This is a genomic window from Shinella sp. OV683 (genome assembly GCF_057787725.1).
In genome coordinates this window covers 892278-911522 of sequence record NZ_CM173543.1, presented here as the reverse complement: position 1 = coordinate 911522, position 19245 = coordinate 892278, and the positions used below count along the sequence as shown (strand labels likewise).

Genomic DNA, 19245 nt, shown 5'->3' with positions numbered 1-19245 from the left:
GTACAGCATGAAAAAGCTACCGTCAAGATTTCAACATGAGCGTATCTATCTCGGCGTCGTTGAAACTGTATCTCGCCATCATCGTTCGGTGCGCCGGCGTGCCGATATAGGTCTCAAGAACACGATCAACAGACAAGCGGAAATCATTGTCGTCGTTGGCAAACGCGAAGGAGCCGAAGGCAGGCGGCTTCTCATGTACTGGAACAGTAGAGACTTCCATCTCGACCTCCGGATGTTGTGCCAAGAATCCGGAATGCGCACGGGCGACGCTCGCATAGGCATCCACGAGGCCGGTTTCAACAGCCTTTGCCGCCTCGGCATAAGTCTCAAAGATGACAATTCGATCGCCCGGCACCCCGAATTCCACAGCGGAGCGATGCTGGAACTGGTCGCGGATGACAGCCAGCTTGGCTTGGGCGGACTTTGCAACGGACGCATAGCCTTCCAAGCCCTTCGGATTGCCCTTCCTGACCAGAAGCCCGTCCGGCAGCGCCCAGATCGGCCGGCTGAAGGAAGCGATCTGCTGCCGCTCTTCGGTCGAAAACAGCCCCGTCGTCATCCGCCAGCGACCGTCCGCCACACCGGGCAGCAACTCTGCGAATTGCGCCTCGACAGGTTCGAAACTCTCACCGAGTTCCGCACACACCATCCGGGCCAGTTCGACATCGCAGCCGGTAACGGTGCCGTCAGGCTCCCGATAGTTGAAGGGCGGTTCGATCAGATAAGCGAACTTCATGGCAAGACTCAAATCCGCGGCAGATACGTCTTGTAGTCAAAATCCGAGACAGTTCTAAGATAGGTGATCGCTTCCTTGCGCTTCGTGTCGGCATAGAGCTTCTGGTATTGCTTGCCGAAGATGTCGCCGATGAACTCCGACGCCGCAAAATCCTCGACGGCTGTCAGGAAGTCATGCGTCAGGCGTGCCGGCTTCTCTGGCCCCGAGGTCGGCGTTGTGACCTGACCGGGGTCAAGCGTTTCTTCCAGGCCAAGCAGCATGCCGCCAAGGATCGCGGTCAGCAGGAAATATGGATTGGCGTCCGCGCCAGCGACGCGATGCTCGACGCGTGCGCCCGGGCCATCCTTTTCCGGGATGCGGATCGCCGTGCCGCGATTGCCGTAGCCCCAGTTGACGTCGACCGGCGCAAAGGAGCCCGGCTGGAATCGCCGATAGGAATTGGCAAACGGCGCGAAGACCAATTGCGCCTCGCGCATCGTCTTGAGCATGCCTGCTGTCACCGAGCGCAGCAGCACATCGTCGCCGCCCTTGGCGTCCAGAACGTTGTTGCCGTCCTTGTCGATCAGGCTGGCATGCACATGCAGGCCGGAGCCCGATTGGTCGCTGTAGGGCTTGGCCATGCAGGTGGACTTGAGACCGAATTTGCGCGCCGCCTGCTCCACCACCCGCTTGAGGTAGATGCAGTCGTCGCCGGCGGCCAGCGCATCGGCCTTGTGATTAAGATTGATCTCGTATTGGCCCGGACCGAACTCCGCAGTGGTCGCATCGGCCGGCAGGTCCATAGCCACGCAATAGGCACGAACCAGATCAAGATAGGGCTGCATGCTGTCGACCGCATCCATCTCGTAGAGCTGGAATCCGTTCAACTCGCCCTTGCAGGTCAGGATCGACGGCGGAATGGGAATGCCGGTTTCACGCGACGAGCCATCCATCAGGTAGAATTCGAGTTCAGTCGCAACAACGGGCGTCAGCCCCTTCGCCTCGAAACGCTTGAGGAGATTGGCCAGCATGCCGCGCGGATCGCAGAAATGCGGCTCTCCTTCCAGCGTATGCATCGTTGCCAGCACCTGGCTCGAGCCTTTGGGCGCCCAGGGCATGGTCACATGCGACCTTTTGTCCGGCATCACGGCGCCATCCGGATCGCCCAGCGTCAGCGAAATGCCGGTGAGATCGTCATTGTCGTCGCCCCAGATATCCAGCGATTGCGTCGAGGCCGGCAGCCTGACCGCGCCCTGCCAGACCTTCTTCTCCGCTTCCAGCGGAATCTGCTTGCCTCGGAGCCGTCCGTTCATGTCGACCAGCAGGATTTCAATGCGCGGCGGGGTGGAAACGTCCGCATGTCCGGCTACCGGTTTTTTGTCATTCATGATCGGGTTTGGCCTCATAGGTAGGAGTTTTGAGCGAATTGCCGACAGAAAATCGGCAAATGGCTTGCCAAAATGGAGCGGCAAGGTCATTTTCGTAGCCGATAACACGCCGCCTTACAATCAGGCAAAAACACGGCAGAGGTTGAACCGACCGAATTCATCACCGTCGGATGCCCGCGCTGTGGCAAAATGGGGAGCCCTAGAAATGACCACGTCCAATGCCGCCTTGTCCAATCTCGGCGCGATTGATGCCGCCCACCATATCCATCCCTTCACCGACATGAAGAAGTTGAATGCAACGGGAACGCGCATCATCCAGCATGGCGAGGGCTCCCACATCTTCGACAGCACCGGCAAGAAGTATCTCGATGCCTTTGCCGGCCTCTGGTGCGTCAATATCGGCTATGGCCGCAAGTCGATTGCCGATGTCGTCTATGCCCAGATGAACGAGCTGCCCTATTATAACGCCTTCTTCGGCACCACGACGCCACCCGCGACGCTCTTGTCGCAGAAGGTGACGGCCCATGCCGGGCCGACGCTCAACCATGTGTTCTTCACAAGCTCCGGCTCGGAAGCCACCGACACATGGTTCCGCATGGCACGCGTCTATTGGGCGGGCCTCGGCAAGCCGACCAAGAAGCAGGTCATCGCCCGCAAGAATGGCTATCATGGCTCGACCGTTGCCGGCGCCAGCCTCGGCGGCATGAAATACATGCATGAACAGGGTGCGCTGCCGATCGAAGGCATTCACCACATCGGCCAGCCGCACTGGTATGTCGAGGGTGGCGATCTCAGCCCGGCGGAATTCGGCCTCAAGGTCGCCAAAGAGCTCGAAGCCAAGATCGATGAACTCGGCGAGGACAATGTCGCAGCCTTCGTCGCCGAGCCGATCCAGGGCGCGGGCGGCGTGATCGTGCCACCGGAAACCTACTGGCCGGAAATCGTCCGCATCTGCAAGGCGCGCAACATCCTGCTGGTCGCCGACGAAGTCATCTGCGGCTTCGGCCGCGCCGGCAACTGGTTCGGCCACCAGCATTATGGCTTCGAGCCTGACCTCGCGCCGGTCGCCAAGGGCCTGTCGTCAGGCTACCTGCCGATGGGTGGTGTGCTGGTCTCGGATCGCGTCGCCGAGGTCATCATGGCGACCGATTTCAACCATGGCTACACCTATTCGGGTCATCCGGTCTGCGCCGCCGCAGCGCTCGAAAACCTCCGCATCATCGAGGAAGAAAAACTGGTCGAGCGCGTCCGCGACGATATCGGCCCCTACTTCGCCAAGGCGTTGCAGGGTCTCGTGGACCACGACATGGTCGGCGACGTGCAGTCGGTCGGCCTGATGGGCGCCGTGCAGATGACGTCCGGCAAGCAGACCCGCCAGCGCTTCGAGAAGCCCGATGATGTCGGCACGCTGGTGCGCAACAAATGTGTCGAAGCCGGCCTGATCATGCGCGCCACCGGCGACCGCATGCTCGCTTCGCCGCCGTTGATTATCACCCACGAGGAAGTGGACTTCATGGCGTCGACGCTGAAGACCGCGCTTGATGCCGCGTGGAAAGAGCTGAAATAAGACTGTCATAGTTTGCCATTAAACACCTCACTGAACGGCCCCCTCATCCGGCCTTCGGCCACCTTCTCCCCGCTGGGGAGAAGAGGAAATTTTTCTCTCGTCCTTAGACATTCTTGCAGCCACACACGCTGAAAGCATTGGTTAAATTGGGCGCTGACAACACGCTCCCTCTTCTCCCCAGCGGGGAGAAGGTGGCCGAAGGCCGGATGAGGGGGAACGCAGAAGTCAAAGTATGCCAGTTTGGAGCGACCCCACATGAAATTCATCCATTTTACCGACCTTCACCTCGTGCCGGCCGGCCAGACACTTTGGGGTCTGAGCCCCGCCGAACGACTCGACGCCTGCCTCGCAGACATCGCCAAGCATCATTCCGATGCGGCCTTCGTCGCAATCACCGGCGATCTCTCGGACAACGGCAATCCCGACACCTATTCCCTGCTCAAGGATACGCTGGCGACTTTCCCGATCGAGACGCATGTGATTCTCGGCAACCACGACGACCGCGACAATTTCAAATCGGTCTATGTCGATTACCCCGTCGATGAGGCGGGCTTCGTCCAGCATGGCGTCGAGAAGGACGGCTACATCTTCCTGTTTCTCGACACGTTGAAGGGGCCGCCCTCCTCCGCCGGTCTCTACGATGCCGATCGCAAGGCGTGGCTGAAGGCCGAACTCGAAAAGGCCAATGGCAAGCCGGTCTATCTGTTCATGCATCATCCGCCGTTCGGCATCGCCCATCCGCTGATGGACCTGATCATGCTTGATGACCCGGAAGATTTCGCCGCCCTGCTCAAGGGCCACGATATCAGGCACATCTTCTTCGGCCACGGCCATCGCGCCGTCAGTGGCGTCTGGCGCGGCATCGGCTTTTCCGCCCTGCCCTCGCTCAATCACCAGCTGCCGCTGGTCGGCGGATCGGTCGAGACCACCTATAGTGACGAGCCGCCCGCCTATGCGGTGGTGCACATCACCGACGACGGCATCATCGTCAACAACGATGCCTTCCTGCACCGGGCACCGGCAGCGATGTCCACGGACGCCGAACGCGGCAACTGGTATTGATTATTCCACCCGAACAAGGTCTGTTGGCACTCAACACATCAGTTCGGGAGGGATGACATGTCTTTGAAAGTATTGCTGGCCGGGGAGTCCTGGACATCGCTCGGCCTGCATCTCAAGGGATTTTCGATCTACACCACCGGCGGCTACGAGGAAGGCGGCAAGGTGCTGATCGATGCGCTCGAGTCGCAGAAGATCGAGGTCACCTATATCCCCAACCATCTGGTGCCGCGCGACTTTCCCAACACACTGGAAGGCCTGCAGGACTACGATGCGATCATCCTCTCCGATATCGGCGCCGACACGTTCCTCTTGCATCCCGATACGCTGACCAAATCGTTGCGCCGCCCCAACACGCTGAAGGTGATGGCGGAATACATCTCCCAGGGCGGCGGCCTGCTGATGGTCGGCGGCTTCATGAGTTTTTCCGGCTTCGGCGGCAACGCCTGCTATCACAACACCATCTTCGCCGATGTTTTGCCGGTGAAAATGCTCGGTTACGATGATCGTGTCGAGTGCCCGGAAGGCGTCAATCCGCAGGTGGTCGGCGATCACAAGGTGCTGTCAGGCATCCCGCGCGAATGGCCGCATTTCCTCGGCTATCAACGGTTCACCGCCAAGCCGGATGCGGTGACGGTGCTCAAGGAAGGCAATAATCCCTTCCTGGTGCTGGGACAATATGGCGAAGGCCGCGTCGCCGCCTTTGCCTCGGATTGCTCGCCGCATTGGGGCTCGCCGGAATTTGTCGCCTGGCAGTTCTACAGCCGTTTCTGGTCACAACTGGTGGACTGGATCGCCCGGAAATAAGGTCGTCTTCCACGCAGCTAGTAAACGAAGCGCCGCAGCCCCGGTGTCCTGGCGAATGCAACAGTGAGCGCCAGGGCGCCGACGACCACGATCAGATACTTGGTGACCAGCGCCACGAAGCCGAAATCGTCCGCCAGTGAAGGCGAGAAATATCGGATCAGCATGAAAATCAGCACATGGCTGCAATACATGCCGAGCGCCAGCCTTCCAAGATAGGCGGTAACATCACCATAATCGTGATGACGCAAGGCGAGGAATGCAAACACGCCCATGGGCAGCGTCCCGAGGAGAAAATCGAAGGGCGCGAAGTCCGTGCCCGTTCTGGCAAGCGAAAACGCTTCAAACAGCTGAAACGCAAAGCCGGCGACAGCCAGCAAGCCAAACACCAGCGTATGCCTGGGCACATCGCGCGATGCGATAAACGCACCCACCGCCACAAACACCGTTCCGAAAAACGGCCCGTTGCGGGATGGCAAGGTCCCGGTCTCGAAGCCCAGTCCGCGCAATATGTCGGAGATACCCGTTACCTCGGCATAGGGGTTTAGCAGCAACGCCACAAGAAACAGCACGAAGGAAATCGACAATATATAGACCTGCGGCAACCTGCGGATCAGGGCGAACACTGTTACGCACGCTCCCAAACTCGGCAAAAACCAGAGATGCCAGGCGACGCCGCCGGAAATCAGCGTAAACTTCAGAAAGGCAAATGGCGCATAGTTGCGCTCCTTATCGCCAATCGCAAAATCAGCCGCGATGTAAACAATTTCCCAGAAAACAAACAGCGACAGCAGACGCTGCAGCATTCGCCACCATTTCTCGAATGTCGGTCGCGAGCTGCTTTCGAACAGGTAGCCGCTGATCATGAAATAGATCGGCACAGCCCATCTGGTCGCGTGATCGAGGACCGCCGGAACATCGGGAGATTGGGTTGAATGGGATACCGTGTGAAGCAGGGCGACGGCCAGAAATCCGAAAAAGCGGATGGAATCTATTGAATTGTCTCTCACCTGGACGGCACCAATTCCTCGGAAAAATCTTAAGCATTGTTCGCAACTGCGAGCCAATAAATCAACCGGGAATCTGAGTGTCAATCGCAAATGCCGGAATAGCAGGCTATTCATCTCGCAGATGCGAAGAAGTTTGCGGATAACGACTGCGAATATCAGCCGAGCACCTTCCCTGGATTCATGATCCCGTTCGGATCCAGCGCTCGTTTGATCCTCCGCATCAGATCAAGCTCCTCGGCACTACGCGAATAGGGCAGATAATCCCGCTTCAGCGTGCCGATGCCATGCTCGGCAGAGATGGAGCCCTGATGCTGGCGAACGTGCTCATAGACCACCGCGTCTATCCGGTGTTCGGTCGCGTCATCGATCGCGCCGGCCGAGATGCAGAGATGGATATTGCTGTCGGCGACATGGCCGAAGATCGACACATGGATGCCGGGGAACTCAGCCTCCAGCGCCGCGGTCACCTCGCCGACGAACACGTCCAGCACACCGATTGGCAGGCTGACGTCGAAATTGATCAGTCGCGGCAGCTTGTCGAGCGCGGCCCCCTCGCGGACTTTCCAGAAGCGCTCGCGTTCCTTTTCGGATTGCGCGATCAGCGCGTCAGAGATCAAACCCTGCTCGAACATCTCCCCGAGGAACGCTTCCAGCGTCCCTTCCTCGCCACCGGATTGCTCGATGATCACAGTGAATGGATAGTCGCTCTCGAAGAACTTGAGGCCCTCGGCTTCATAGCTGAACCGGAAGAACGTCTCCCACATCAGTTCGAACGCCGAGAGGCCGTTCAGCCCCTTCCGCGCCTCATGTAGTAGAGCCACTACATCCTCGAACCGCTCTATCCCGCACAGTGCGGTCGCCCGGCCTGTCGGCAGCGGCTTCAGCTTGAGAACGGCGCGGGTGATGACGCCAAGCGTGCCCTCGGAGCCGATGAACAATTGCTTGAGGTCATAGCCGGTATTGTTCTTCTGCATGCGATTGAGCGAGGAAATCACCGTGCCGTCTGCCAGCACCGCTTCCAGCCCGAGCACATTGTCACGTGTCACGCCGTGGGTAATGACGCGAATGCCGCCGGCATTGGTCGAGAGATTGCCGCCGATCTGGCATGAACCGCGCGCGCCAAGATCGATCGGCAGGAGGAAGCCCGCATCCTCGGCCGCCTTCTGCGCAACCTCCAGCACCGTTCCGGCCAGCACCGTCATCGTACCGGCAGCGGTGTCGATGTCCTCGATGCCGGTGAGGAGATCCAGCGAAATCACCACGTCATGTCTGTCTGGATTGGCCCCGCCCGCAAGGCCCGTCAAGCCGCCCTGCGGCACGACCGCAAAGCCATAGGCGTTGCATGCCCGAAGCGCCGCCGAGACCTCTTCGATGGATCGGGGCCGGATATAGGCCAACGGCAAATGCCGCCCCGTCTGACTGGCGTCACCGCGCGCTTTCTCCGGGATACGGTTTCCCATTAGCAGGACATTCTCGTCCAGCAGGGAGGTAAGCGTCGAAAGAAATTCGTCCTGATGCCGGCTCATGGCAACTCGCCTACGAATGGATGTTGGTGCAGGAAGTTCGGGAGATCCGCCAACCGCGCGCAGCCCATCTGCGCCATGCTGCCGGCCAACTCCTGCTTGAGCACGTCGATCAGATGCGCAGGCCCATCGTCGCCGATTGCCGCCGAAGCAAATACAAAGGGGCGCCCAAGCAGCACGTAGTCGGCGCCGAGCGCGATCATGCGGGCAATGTCGAGACCAGACCGAACACCGCCGTCCGCCATCACAAGCGCATCCTTGCCGACGCGCTTACGGACCAGCGGTAACATCGAAACCGAGGACGGCGCCGCATCCAGCTGGCGGCCGCCATGGTTCGACACCACGATTCCATCGGCACCGAGCGCCAGATAGGAAGCTGCCTCCTCCGGATCCAGCACGCCTTTGACAATGACCTTGCCCGGCCACTGGTCGCGTATGCGCTTGAAACGCTCCGGAGTGATATGCCCCGCGAGAATCTTGCCGAGGAAGTTGCCGAACTCGGTCACCGACAGTCCCGGCGGCGCATAGGGTTCGAGGTTTTCGAAATGGGGAATGCCATGCCTGGCGAGCCGCAACAGCCAGTGAGGCCGCATGGCCGCATGAAAAGCTGTGCGAAGGCCCAGCTGCGGCGGCACGGAGAGGCCGTTGCGGATGTCGCGGTCGCGGCGGGTGACCGCCGGAATGTCGACCGTGACCACCAACACCTCATATCCGGCACGCTTGGCCCGATCCAGCATGTCGGCTTCCATCTTCGCATCATTGGGCGGATAGAGCTGGAACCAGCCGTTCGGGCCGGAATGCGCCTTCATCTTCTCAAGGCTGGTTGTCGCGTGGGTCGAGAGCACATGCACGATGTTGTGCGAGCGCGCGGCCTTGGCGATCGGCGGCTCGATACCCGGCCATTGCAGGCCCGCAAGCCCGATCGGCGCGACACCGAAGGGGGCCGAGTATTCCTGTCCGAACAGCTTTGTCGAGATATCCGGCGTGCCGGCATCATTGAGATAGCGCGGCATGAACAGAACCTTTTGCAGGTCATCCATATTGCGCCGGACATTCTCTTCGACGCCGATGCCGCCGTTCATATATTCCCAGGCGAAACCCGGTATGCGCCACCGGGCCGTCTTTTTCATATAGGGGATCGATGGAAACCGTTTCGAGATGTTTGCCATGAATCCCCCAGTGCTATTCTAACTTACGCAGCCTCGCGGCGGAGCGCCTGCGCCATGCAGTGAATGCCGCCGCCGGTCTTGGAAATTTCCGCCGTATCGACTGCAGCAACTTCGAAGCCGCGTGCCTTCAGCTGTTCGATCAGCGTCTTGCTCGCAGTCGGCGCGATGATCTTGCTGTTGCCGAGCGACATGAAGTTGCAGCCCAACGCCATCGTGTCCTGGAACGGAACGTTGACGATTTCGTGCCCCTTGTCCTTCAGCCAGGTTACGATTGCCGGATCGGTGCAGTCAAGGCAGACAGCCGTCAGCTTGTCGGCGATCGGTACGACCATCAGGTCGATATGCACATAATATTCGTCGATGAAGGCCAGGCGGGTTTCCCAGCCCTCCTTGTCGAACCATTCCTTGACTTGGCGGGCACCGTCTTCGTTGGTGCGGGCGCCGCCGCAGCCGATCAAAACCACGCCTTCTTCGATGACATTGAAATCGCCGCCTTCGAACGTGCCGGCGGTGACCATGTCGTAGATCGGCAGGCCGAGCTTTTCGAATGTGCGGATTGCGGCATAGTTCTCGCCGCGACGCCACGGCTGTGACATCGCCGTGATGATCATGCCATAGGGTGTCATGACGGCGGAGTCGCGCGAATAGACCTGCATCGGCAGTTCCGGCGTCGGCTCATGCCAGTGCACCTTGACGCCGAAATGTTCGTAGGCCGAAACCAGTTCCTTGTGCTGGGCCTGCGCGGTCTGGATGTTGCAGGGGTTTTCGCGCAGATGCTTGCGCGACAGCGACGAGGTGGCGAGGTGCCGGAGGTAGGCCGGCGAACCAAGCAGCACGTCCGTCAGCTTGTCGGTTTCGTTGGCAAAGCCCCATTCCGTAAGAGGCGTCGTGCCGCCCTTGAGATTGCGGCGCTGCAGGGAAAACGGCTCTTTGAATTGCGTTGTCATCGATGATCTCCAGGTATTAGAATGAGGGAATCCACCAGTCCCGGCCACGTGGTGTGGTCACGTATTCTGGCCAACGGAAATGGATGGGCGGTTCGTAATCGCACAGCGGCGCAATCCACTTGCTTCCACCCTGACCGCCGCCGGTCCGGGTCCTGAACTCGTCCATTGCCGCCTTGCGGGCAGTTTCGTCTTCGAGCAGACGCAGCGCCGAAGCAGCCAACACCTTCGATGCCGTCGTCACCATCGGATCGATGGTCGCGGGGATGCCGCCAAGCGCGTTCATCACCCAGGAAGGATAGCGATAGCCTTGCGGCGCCTTCAAGGCTGGCCGCGCGATATAGAAGCGCGCCAGCGGCGCATGCCACGACATGTCGGTATAATCGTCCGACGTCGAGTTCAGCTGCGACGGTGGCAGGTCACGGCGCAGCGTGGCTTCCGCCTGCTGTGGATCGACCATTCTCTCCAATTCGTCGATGAAGGGATTGTCCATCGGCTCAAGGCCGAGATTGGTCTGGATCTCGCGGGCAACGGCACGTGCATCCTCATCCCATTTCGGTGCACCAACAGTCTGCATCGCATCCCAGACCACATTGGCCATGGCGTGGTTGGCAAGTCCGGGCCGCGATTTGCAGACCCAGTGGCGCTCATAGCGGCAACCGGTCATATCGGCGGCCGCCTGTGCATTGCGATCGAGCACGGCAGTGATCTGCTCGGCCATGGCAATGGTCGGCACCCGCATCATGTACTGGATCTCGGCCAGACCGGCAGGCAAATTGTCCGCAGTCGCCTGCCCCGCCGTGAGAAACGCCTCGCTGATCGACCAGCCGCCCTGATGCGGCAGCATCGAATCCCGCAGTGCCTTGGAGGCAGTGTACATCGTCATCAGCGCATCATTGGCGCCCGGCGCACGCACCGCCGAATGCGATTGCGGAATCGGCGCACCGTCGCTAAGGCCCCAATTCTCCGGCTCATCGCAGATGAAGCGATAGATCATTGAGTAAGCCGCGCCACAATGCGTGTCCCAGCGAACCGTATTGCACATCGGCAGCATGTAGAACGGATGGAAGGACAGCATTGCGTCCAGTCCGTCGTAATACCCCTTGGCCGCATGAATGGGCTTTGAGCCGCGCACCTTCTCGGCGGGCTCGCCGGTGAATCGCAAAGTGCCCTTGATGCCGAAGTGTTCCATCGCGGCCTTGGTGGCCAGAAGACCACCGAGGCCGGAAATGCCAAGACCTGAATGCGGATCGGTATGGCCGCCCGCGTGGACCGATAGTCCGCCACGCCCTTCTTGCCGGGTCGATGCCGCCTGGCTGTTGCCCGGCACCGCATCATATTCGGCATACATGCCGATCGACGGGCCGGCGCCATTGCTCCACTGTGCGGCAAACGCCGTCGGCATGCCGCCAGACCCTTCCTCGACGGAAAAGCCGTGCGAACGCAATGTCTTCACATACCAGTCAACCGACTGATATTCGCGCCAGGCGGTCTCGCCAAAATCGAAAATGGTCGAAGTCCAGGCCGAAAGGTCGGCTTTGATGCTGTCGATATAGTGGCTGGCACGGGCCTGTGCGGCCGAATGGGGCATTGCAATTCTCCTTGGTGGAGGCAGTACAACCCAGTTCGAAAAATTGAAAAAGTGAAATATTTTCCAAGCACCGGCAAATTCTGTTCACCATTGCTCATATTTTGGATTAGGCTCGGCGCATATTTCAGGAGGTGAGGTATGAAGCATCTGCCGTCGACACAATCGCTGCGGGCACTCGATAGTTTTGCCCGCCACGGCTCTGTCTGGAAGACTGCCGACGAACTCAACCTGACCCGCAGCGCCGTAAGCCATCAGTTACGCCTTCTCGAACGCGACCTCGGCTTTCAACTGCTAAGCCGTGTCGGCACCAAGGTCGAACTGACCGAGCAGGGGCTCGGCTATGCGCTGGATATCCGCCGCGCGCTCAACACCATTTCAGGCTCCGCGGTGCGCCACGCCAATCGCGGTATCAGCGGTACCGTCAATGTCTGCTGCTCGCCCGGCTTTGCCTCCAGTTGGCTCTGCGCCCACATTTCCAGCTTTCGCGAGGCCCATCCCGATGTGCGGCTGACCATCCAGACGCCGCACCGGCTCGACGATGTCAGCAATCCGGATGTCGACGTGTTCATCGCCTTCGGAAACGGCTATTGGCCCGACATGCAGGTGGAGCTGCTGGTCGAGGTGGAGTTCACCCCACTTTGCAGTCCGGTGCTCATCAACAAGGTAGTCGGCCTCGCAGATCCCTCCGACGTCAAGAAGACCTGCCTTCTGCATCTGGTGGACAATGAGGATTGGGAGAACTGGCTGATCACCGCCGGCGTCGATCCATCATACGCACAGACGGGAATTACCTTTTCTGATATGAATCTGGTCTACTCCGCAGCAACCTCCGGCCAGGGTATTGCGATGGGTGACGAATTCATCTGTCGCACCGCGATGGAGACCGGCCAGCTGGTACGGCCATTCGACGTCAACATCGAGTCCAAGCGCTCCTATTACCTTGTCGCTTCCGAGGCAAAAGCCGACAACAAGACGGTGATGGCCTTCAGCACGTGGCTGAAGGAGGAAGTGATGAAAAATGAAGCAGGCACGAGCGTGGGATGAGCAGCAATTGACCCTATAGGTGAATAGAATTTGTCGATAGGGCGAAAATATTTCGTTTGTGCTGCTGGAATTTCATCCTTACGCTCCAATAAAAAATAGGGAACGGCAATGCAGGCTACAAAAAGGGCGGCAGAACTGACCGCCCAGGGGATTGGCAAGACCTATGGGGATTTTCACGCGCTCAGCGATATCTCGCTGAACATCGGGCGTGGGGAATTTCTGACGCTGCTCGGCCCCTCAGGTTCCGGCAAGACGACATTCCTGATGATCCTCGCCGGCTTCGTCACTGCAACCTCCGGCACGCTCCACAAGGACGGCATCGACATTACCAAGCTGCCCGCTGAAAAGCGCGCCTTCGGCATGGTGTTTCAGGGTTATGCGCTTTTCCCGCACATGTCGGTTGAGAAGAACATCGCCTTCCCCTTGCAGATCGCCGGCAAGAGCGGTGCCGACATCCAGGCGCGGGTCAACGACATGGTCGACAAGGTCGGCCTGCGTGGCCACGAGAAGAAGCGGCCTGCCGATCTCTCCGGCGGCCAGCAGCAGCGCGTGGCACTTGCTCGCGCGCTCGCATTCGAACCTTCCGTGCTGCTGCTCGACGAACCCTTCTCGGCGCTCGACAAGAATCTGCGCGGCTCGATGCAGGACGAGGTGCGCAGGCTCCATCAGGAAACCGGCACCACCTTCGTCTTCGTCACCCACGACCAGTCCGAAGCCCTGGCGCTTTCCACCCGCGTTGCAATCTTCAATCATGGCAAGCTGCAGCAGGTGGCCACCCCGCGCGATATCTACGAGCGCCCGGCCAACCGTTTCGTTGCCGAGTTCCTCGGCGACATCAACATTCTGCCGCTATCCGGCGCCTCAAGCATCGCCAATGGCGCCGAGGCGAAATGCGGCGATCAGGTGATCCGCGCCGCGGCCACAGCGGGCGCACCGACAGCCAATCTCGCCATTCGCCCCGAACATATGGCGCTCTATGCGGACAAGCCGGCCACGGGCAATGCCCTTCCGGTGATGATCGAAAGCGTCACCTATCTCGGATCCACGACGCGCTTTGCGGCCAAGGCCGATGCAGGCCCGGCGCTGGTGCTCGAAACGCCCACCCATGCCGCAGCGCCTGGCCTCGTGCCGGGCAGCCATGCCTGGGTCGGCTGGAAGGAGGAGCAGGGATATTTCCTGTGATCAATGCCAAAGTCTGCAAATTGCGGCGGACCTGACATCAATACCACTACCGAAATCAAGCATGTCCAACCATAAAAACAGAGGTGAACCATCATGAGTGACAATTTCGAGAAAGATTGCCTTGATATCCTGGACCAGAAGGTCGCGCGCGGGGAGATTTCGCGCCGCCGGTTCACGCAGATCGCTGCCTTCCTGCTGGTCGGCGCACCGGCCGCCCTGAAGGCAAAGGGTGCGATGGCCGCCGCCAACGAACTGGTCTTCGTCAACTGGGGCGGCGATGCAGGCACGGCTTATGACAAGGCCTATGGTGCGCCGTTCCTGGCCGAAGCAGGCGTCACCGTCAAGCAGGACGGCTCCGGCCCGACCGAAGGCGCCATTCAGGCGCAGTTCGAAAGCGGCAAGCCCAGCTGGGACATCGTCGACGTCGACCCGTTCTCGGCCCAGGCGCTGGGCAAGAAGGGCATGATGGAGCCGATCGACTATGCAGTCGTCGACAAAAACAAGATGCGCCCCGGCTTCGGTTGGGAATTTGCCGCTTCGACCTATTTCTTCTCCTACATCATCGCCTATGACGCCTCGAAATTCGGCGACAAGGTGCCGACCGGCATGGCCGACTTCTTCGACGTCGAAAAGTTCCCGGGCAAGCGCTCGCTCTACAAGTGGGGTGCAGGCATGTGGGAAGCAGCGCTGCTCGCCGATGGCGTTGCCGCCGACAAGCTCTATCCCCTCGATCTCGATCGTGCCCACAAGAAGCTTGCCGCCTTCAAGGACAACGTGGTTTCCTATTGGGGCGGCGGAGCGGAAAGCCAGTCGGTTCTTCTGAACGGCGAAGCCTCGATGGCGCTGATCTGGTCGACCCGCGCCGGCCTGATCGAAAAGGATTCCGGCGGCTCTATCAAGTTCGTCTGGGACCAGGGCTTGATCTCGCCCGGCGCAATGGGCGTCATCAAGGGCAATCCGGGCGGCAAGGAAAACGCGATGAAGTTCATCGCCTCCTCCCAGGATCCGAAGAAGCAGATCGTGATGTTCGAAATGCTTGGACAGGGCCCGGCCAATCCGGCCGCCGACGAACTGCTGTCGCCCGAACAGGCGCGCCTCAACCCGGTCGATCCGGAAAACATGGCCAAGCAGATCGCGCTCGACATGGCCTGGTACGAGACCAACTACGGCCCGGCGCTCGACGCCTACACGAAGATCATCGCGGCCTAAAAAATATCCCCTCCCCATCCCCTCCCCACAAGGGGGAGGGGCTAATGCGCGGCACGCTTCCACCCCAATTCACCCATCTCGCGAATAGCAACATGGAATGGAAGGGCGAGGCGAATCGGCGAGTTAAGCCCCTCCCCCTTGTGGGGAGGGGTTGGGGAGGGGAATTTATCTTCAAGAAAGGAGGCGGTATCATGCGCGACTACCTAAAACCCACGCTCTTGATAGCGCCCCTGCTGCTGTTTCTCGCAGTCGCCTATATCGTGCCGTTCCTTGGTGTCGTCAGCTGGAGCTTCACGCTGCCCGAGCCAGGCGTCGGCAACTATGGCCGGGCAGTCGCCGATCCGCTGATCATTTCCGTCTTCGTCCGCACCTTCCGCATCTGCGCCTTCGTCACGGTCTTTTCCGTCATCATGGCCTATGCGATCTCGCTGATCTGGGTGCGCGGCACGCCGGGGCAGCGGCTGATCGCCGAACTCTGCATCCTCATTCCCTTCTGGATTTCCGTGTTGACGCGCGCCTTCGGCTGGGTGTCGCTGCTTTCCAATCGCGGCCTGATCAACACCTGGCTGACCCAGCTCGGCGTGATCACCGAGCCGCTGACGCTGGTGCGCAACGAGTTCGGCGTCATTCTCGGCATGACCCATTTCCTCATCCCCTTCGCGGTCTTCCCGATTGCATCGGCGATACGCAGCCTGGATGAACGCGTCCTACTGGCGGCCCGCGGCATGGGTGCCTCGCGCACCCGCATCTTCTGGCAGGTCTTCCTGCCGATGACCGGTCCGGGCATTCTCGGAGCCGCGATCATGGTCTTCGTCTTCTCGCTCGGCTTCTTCATCACCCCGGCGATCCTCGGTGGTGGCCGCTCGGTGATGGCAGCGGAACTGATCTATCTCCGCATATTCCAGAGCCCGGATTGGGGCCTTGGCGCAACGATCAGCGTGCTGATGATGGTGATCGTCGGCGGTTTGCTGGCGCTGCTGATGCGCTACGCCCGACCCAAAAGCATGTTGAGGTAGCCGCCATGTACAAGCCAAGCACCCTCGCCCTGGTCCTCGCCGCTTTCGTCGCAATCTTCCTGTTGCTGCCGCTGTTTGCCGTGGTGCCGGTATCGTTCACCCCTGCCCGCTTTCTGTCGATGCCGAACGGCAATTGGTCGCTGCGCCACTACCAGGCGCTGGTTGAAAACCCGGCCTGGCTGACGGCGACGCTGCTTTCGGTGCGCATCGCCGTCATGAGCGCCCTGATCTCCACCGCGCTGGCGCTGGCCTTCAGCCTCGGCATCTGGATGTTCCGCCCATGGTTTGCCGGCATTCTCATCGGCCTGGTGCTGATGCCGATGGTTGCCCCGCCTGTCGTCTCAGCGATCACACTCTATTTCTTCCTGATCTCGCTGTCCAAAATGAACGACTGGGTGGGTTATGACACGCCGATCGGCGTTGCCATCGCGCATGCCGTGATGATCGCGCCCTTCGCGGTGGTGCTGATCACCGTGGCACTGGCGCAGGTCGACCGGCGCATCGATCTCGCCGCGCGCGGCTATGGCGCCGGCATCTTCCAGCGGGTCTTCAAGGTCATCCTGCCCAACATCCGCTTCGGGGTGCTGACCGCCTTCTTCCTCGCCTTCGTGCTGTCCTGGGAGGAAATCGGCGTCACCCTGTTCATTACCTCGGTCAATGCCGTGACCCTGCCCCGGATGATGTGGATGGGCCTGCGCGACAATATCGACCCGGCCATCGCCGCGATTTCCGTTGTGCTGATCATCATCGTCATTGCCGTCATCCTCGGCAAGACGGCAATCTCGGCACTCGCTGCCGGCAAGAAGTGAAATTCCCTCCAGAGCCGGATGATTTCAGGTCGAATCGACCTGAAATCATCCGGCTCTAGATTCAAGAAAGTAGAGCATGATGTCGCCCGAAAACCGCGCACACTTTTCGGCATCATGCTCTAGCGCATCGGCCCGCAACAAATTATACAATTGTACAATAAAAGAATCTGACTTGGGAGAATGCTGTGATCAGCACAGGTATGTATCTGACGAAACTGCTGGAAGCCTATGGCGTCGACACCGTCTTCGGCATTCCGGGCGTCCATACGGTCGAGCTCTATCGCGGCCTCGCCGGTTCGTCGATCCGCCACATCACGCCGCGCCATGAGCAGGGCGCCGGCTTCATGGCCGACGGTTTTGCACGCGCATCCGGCAAGCCGGGCGTCTGCTTCATCATCACCGGCCCCGGCATGACCAACATCGTCACGGCGATGGGCCAGGCCTATGGCGACAGCATTCCCATGCTGGTGATCTCGACGGTCAACAGCCACGGCCACATGGGCTCCGGCGAAGGCTGGCTGCATGAGCTGCCAAACCAGCAGGCGCTGGTCAACACCGTCTCGGCCTTCAGCTACACGGTCAACCGGCCTGAGGAACTTGCGCCTGCACTGGCTCGCGCTTTTGCCGTGTTCGATAGCGCCCGCCCCCGCCCCGTTCACATCGAACTGCCGATCAATGTGATGCTGGCATCGGCCGATCACCTGCCGGTACCGCAGAAAGTCGCGCGCCTATCCCGTCCCGACGCCGGGGCTGCAGAAATCGCTGCGGCAGCAGCGCTTCTGAATGGCGCCAAGACTCCAGTGATCCTCGCCGGCGGCGGCGCAACCCGTGCGGCGTCTGAAATCCGCGCGCTCGCCGAAAAGCTCGATGCACCCGTGGCGATGACCACCAACGGGCGCGGCATCCTGCCGCCCGAGCATCCGCTCGGCGTGTCGATGTCGGCCAGCTTTTCCGCTACCCGTCAACTCATCGAGGCCTCGGATGTCGTGCTGGCCATCGGCACCGAGTTCGGTCCGACCGACTATGACATGTACGAAGACGGCTTCTTCAAGATTCCCGGCAAGCTGATCCGCATCGATATCGACCCGGTACATATCATGCGCACCGTGATGCCCGAGATAGGCATTGTCGGTGATTCAGCGACCAGTGCCAAACAGCTTGCATCGGCGGTCACCCCCGCCAAGCGCAATGGCGCTGCGCGCGCAGCCGTCGTTGCCCAAAACCCCAACCGCGACCTGACGCCTGCCATGCTCGGCGACCTGCATATCCTGCACGCGATCCGAGACCGGCTACCGGGCGTGATCTTCGTGGGCGACTCCACCCAGCTCGTCTATTCCGGCAATCTCGGTTATGCCTCCGCCACGCCCGGAACCTATTTCAACTCCGCCACCGGCTATGGCACGCTGGGCTATGGCATGCCGGCTGCGATCGGTGCCAAAGCTGCCGCACCCGATCGGCCGGTCATCGCTCTGGCCGGAGATGGCGGCTTCCAGTTCTCCGTCGCCGAACTCGCGTCGGCCAAGGAAGCCAAGCTTCCCATCATTGTCATGCTGCTCAACAATTTCGGCTATGGCGAGATCAAGTCCTACATGGTCTCCAAAAACATTCCGACCCTCGGCGTCGATCTCTACACCCCGAACTTCATCGGCATCGGCGAAGCCTATGGCTGGGAGACGGCGACGGCCAACAGTGTCGATGATCTGATCACCATGGTTGACGCAGCAAGCCGCAGCAAGGAGCCGACGCTGATCGTGTTTGGCGAGGATGTGCGGAAAGAGGCGGAGAAGATAGCGGCGAGGCCGCTCGATTAGCATCTTCTGTGCCTCGGATTGAAAAAGACCATCCCTGAGGAGCTGGTGAAATGGCCTACGAAGTCATTCTCGTTAACGCAAGTATCCGGCTCCTACCTACCACCGAGAGCGGCCGCGCCGTACCTATTCGCGAGGGAAGTTATCGTCCGAACCACAACTTCTTCGGCGCTGACAATCTAAACATGACTGTGGGTTCCATTGATGTGCCCGAAGGCCAGGAACTACATCCGGGTGAAAGCATGGATTTGCCGGTCAAGTTTCTATATTGGCCCGGCCTCAAAGACCAGATTTACCCCGGCCGCGAATGGCGCATACAGGAAGGCGCTCGTTTAGTCGGCATGGGGACAGTTATCGAAGTCCTACCCAACCCTTGAGAGTTAAGACGAGATCTGATCTCAGTCGAA

General features: G+C 60.1%; 17 protein-coding genes. 10 read left to right on the top strand and 7 right to left on the bottom strand.

Annotated elements, in window-relative coordinates; translation table 11 throughout:
- Nucleotides 1–22 precede the first annotated feature (22 nt).
- Together ACXHRN_RS04445 and ACXHRN_RS04440 are read right to left on the bottom strand one after the other, a co-directional pair.
- Nucleotides 23–736, bottom strand: coding sequence for a transporter substrate-binding domain-containing protein (locus ACXHRN_RS04445; RefSeq protein ID WP_488640137.1), 714 nt, complete (start codon nucleotides 734–736; stop codon nucleotides 23–25).
- Between the two features lie 8 nt (nucleotides 737–744).
- Nucleotides 745–2103: a glutamine synthetase family protein gene (locus tag ACXHRN_RS04440; protein ID WP_488640136.1), complete on the bottom strand. Its 1359-nt coding sequence runs from the start codon at nucleotides 2101–2103 to the stop codon at nucleotides 745–747.
- A 205-nt stretch (nucleotides 2104–2308) separates the two neighbouring features.
- On the opposite strand from ACXHRN_RS04440, the gene ACXHRN_RS04435 reads away from it, so the two are divergent.
- The 3 genes from ACXHRN_RS04435 to ACXHRN_RS04425 all read left to right on the top strand — a co-directional run bounded on the left by ACXHRN_RS04435 (nucleotide 2309) and on the right by ACXHRN_RS04425 (nucleotide 5536).
- A complete protein-coding gene (locus ACXHRN_RS04435; protein WP_488640135.1) occupies nucleotides 2309–3670 on the top strand; it encodes an aspartate aminotransferase family protein in 1362 nt (453 codons plus the stop codon).
- Nucleotides 3671–3925: 255 nt separating this feature from the next.
- Nucleotides 3926–4732: a phosphodiesterase gene (locus tag ACXHRN_RS04430; protein ID WP_488640134.1), complete on the top strand. Its 807-nt coding sequence runs from the start codon at nucleotides 3926–3928 to the stop codon at nucleotides 4730–4732.
- A 57-nt stretch (nucleotides 4733–4789) separates the two neighbouring features.
- Nucleotides 4790–5536 (top strand): glutamine amidotransferase, encoded by a 747-nt coding sequence (locus ACXHRN_RS04425; RefSeq protein WP_488640133.1) that lies wholly within the window; start codon nucleotides 4790–4792, stop codon nucleotides 5534–5536.
- A 17-nt stretch (nucleotides 5537–5553) separates the two neighbouring features.
- On the opposite strand, the gene ACXHRN_RS04420 is transcribed toward ACXHRN_RS04425, so the two are convergent.
- Genes ACXHRN_RS04420 through ACXHRN_RS04400 form a run of 5 tightly spaced genes read right to left on the bottom strand, consistent with a single transcriptional unit; the run spans nucleotide 5554 to nucleotide 11770 of the window.
- A complete protein-coding gene (locus ACXHRN_RS04420; RefSeq protein ID WP_488640132.1) occupies nucleotides 5554–6657 on the bottom strand; it encodes an acyltransferase in 1104 nt (367 codons plus the stop codon).
- A 41-nt stretch (nucleotides 6658–6698) separates the two neighbouring features.
- Nucleotides 6699–8069, bottom strand: a complete 1371-nt coding sequence (locus ACXHRN_RS04415) for an FAD-binding oxidoreductase (RefSeq protein ID WP_488640131.1) — start codon at nucleotides 8067–8069, stop codon at nucleotides 6699–6701.
- Nucleotides 8066–9235 (bottom strand): alpha-hydroxy acid oxidase, encoded by a 1170-nt coding sequence (locus ACXHRN_RS04410; RefSeq protein WP_488640130.1) that lies wholly within the window; start codon nucleotides 9233–9235, stop codon nucleotides 8066–8068. The genes ACXHRN_RS04415 and ACXHRN_RS04410 overlap by 4 nt, the downstream gene beginning before the upstream one ends.
- Nucleotides 9236–9258: 23 nt before the next feature.
- Entirely contained in the window at nucleotides 9259–10182 is a 924-nt protein-coding gene (locus tag ACXHRN_RS04405; protein ID WP_488640129.1) for a dimethylarginine dimethylaminohydrolase family protein, read from the bottom strand.
- A gap of 16 nt (nucleotides 10183–10198) precedes the next feature.
- The gene (locus ACXHRN_RS04400) at nucleotides 10199–11770 is read right to left on the bottom strand and encodes a zinc-binding metallopeptidase family protein (protein ID WP_488640128.1); all 1572 of its coding nucleotides are present in this window, start codon (nucleotides 11768–11770) and stop codon (nucleotides 10199–10201) included.
- 138 nt (nucleotides 11771–11908) lie between these two features.
- Between ACXHRN_RS04400 and ACXHRN_RS04395 the strand changes: the two genes are divergently transcribed.
- The 7 genes from ACXHRN_RS04395 (at nucleotide 11909) to ACXHRN_RS04365 (ending at nucleotide 19215) form a co-directional block, all read left to right on the top strand.
- Nucleotides 11909–12814: a LysR substrate-binding domain-containing protein gene (locus ACXHRN_RS04395; protein WP_488640127.1), complete on the top strand. Its 906-nt coding sequence runs from the start codon at nucleotides 11909–11911 to the stop codon at nucleotides 12812–12814.
- Between the two features lie 108 nt (nucleotides 12815–12922).
- Nucleotides 12923–13996 (top strand): ABC transporter ATP-binding protein, encoded by a 1074-nt coding sequence (locus ACXHRN_RS04390; RefSeq protein ID WP_488640126.1) that lies wholly within the window; start codon nucleotides 12923–12925, stop codon nucleotides 13994–13996.
- 93 nt (nucleotides 13997–14089) lie between these two features.
- Nucleotides 14090–15205 carry an ABC transporter substrate-binding protein gene (locus ACXHRN_RS04385; RefSeq protein ID WP_488640125.1) on the top strand — a complete coding sequence of 372 codons (1116 nt, stop codon included), beginning with the start codon at nucleotides 14090–14092 and terminating at the stop codon, nucleotides 15203–15205.
- Nucleotides 15206–15396: 191 nt separating this feature from the next.
- Entirely contained in the window at nucleotides 15397–16221 is an 825-nt protein-coding gene (locus tag ACXHRN_RS04380; protein WP_488640124.1) for an ABC transporter permease, read from the top strand.
- A 5-nt stretch (nucleotides 16222–16226) separates the two neighbouring features.
- The gene (locus ACXHRN_RS04375) at nucleotides 16227–17030 is read left to right on the top strand and encodes an ABC transporter permease (RefSeq protein WP_488640123.1); all 804 of its coding nucleotides are present in this window, start codon (nucleotides 16227–16229) and stop codon (nucleotides 17028–17030) included.
- A gap of 185 nt (nucleotides 17031–17215) precedes the next feature.
- Nucleotides 17216–18841 (top strand): 5-guanidino-2-oxopentanoate decarboxylase, encoded by a 1626-nt coding sequence (locus ACXHRN_RS04370; protein WP_488640122.1) that lies wholly within the window; start codon nucleotides 17216–17218, stop codon nucleotides 18839–18841.
- A 50-nt stretch (nucleotides 18842–18891) separates the two neighbouring features.
- Nucleotides 18892–19215, top strand: coding sequence for a hypothetical protein (locus tag ACXHRN_RS04365; RefSeq protein WP_488640121.1), 324 nt, complete (start codon nucleotides 18892–18894; stop codon nucleotides 19213–19215).
- Nucleotides 19216–19245 lie beyond the last annotated feature (30 nt).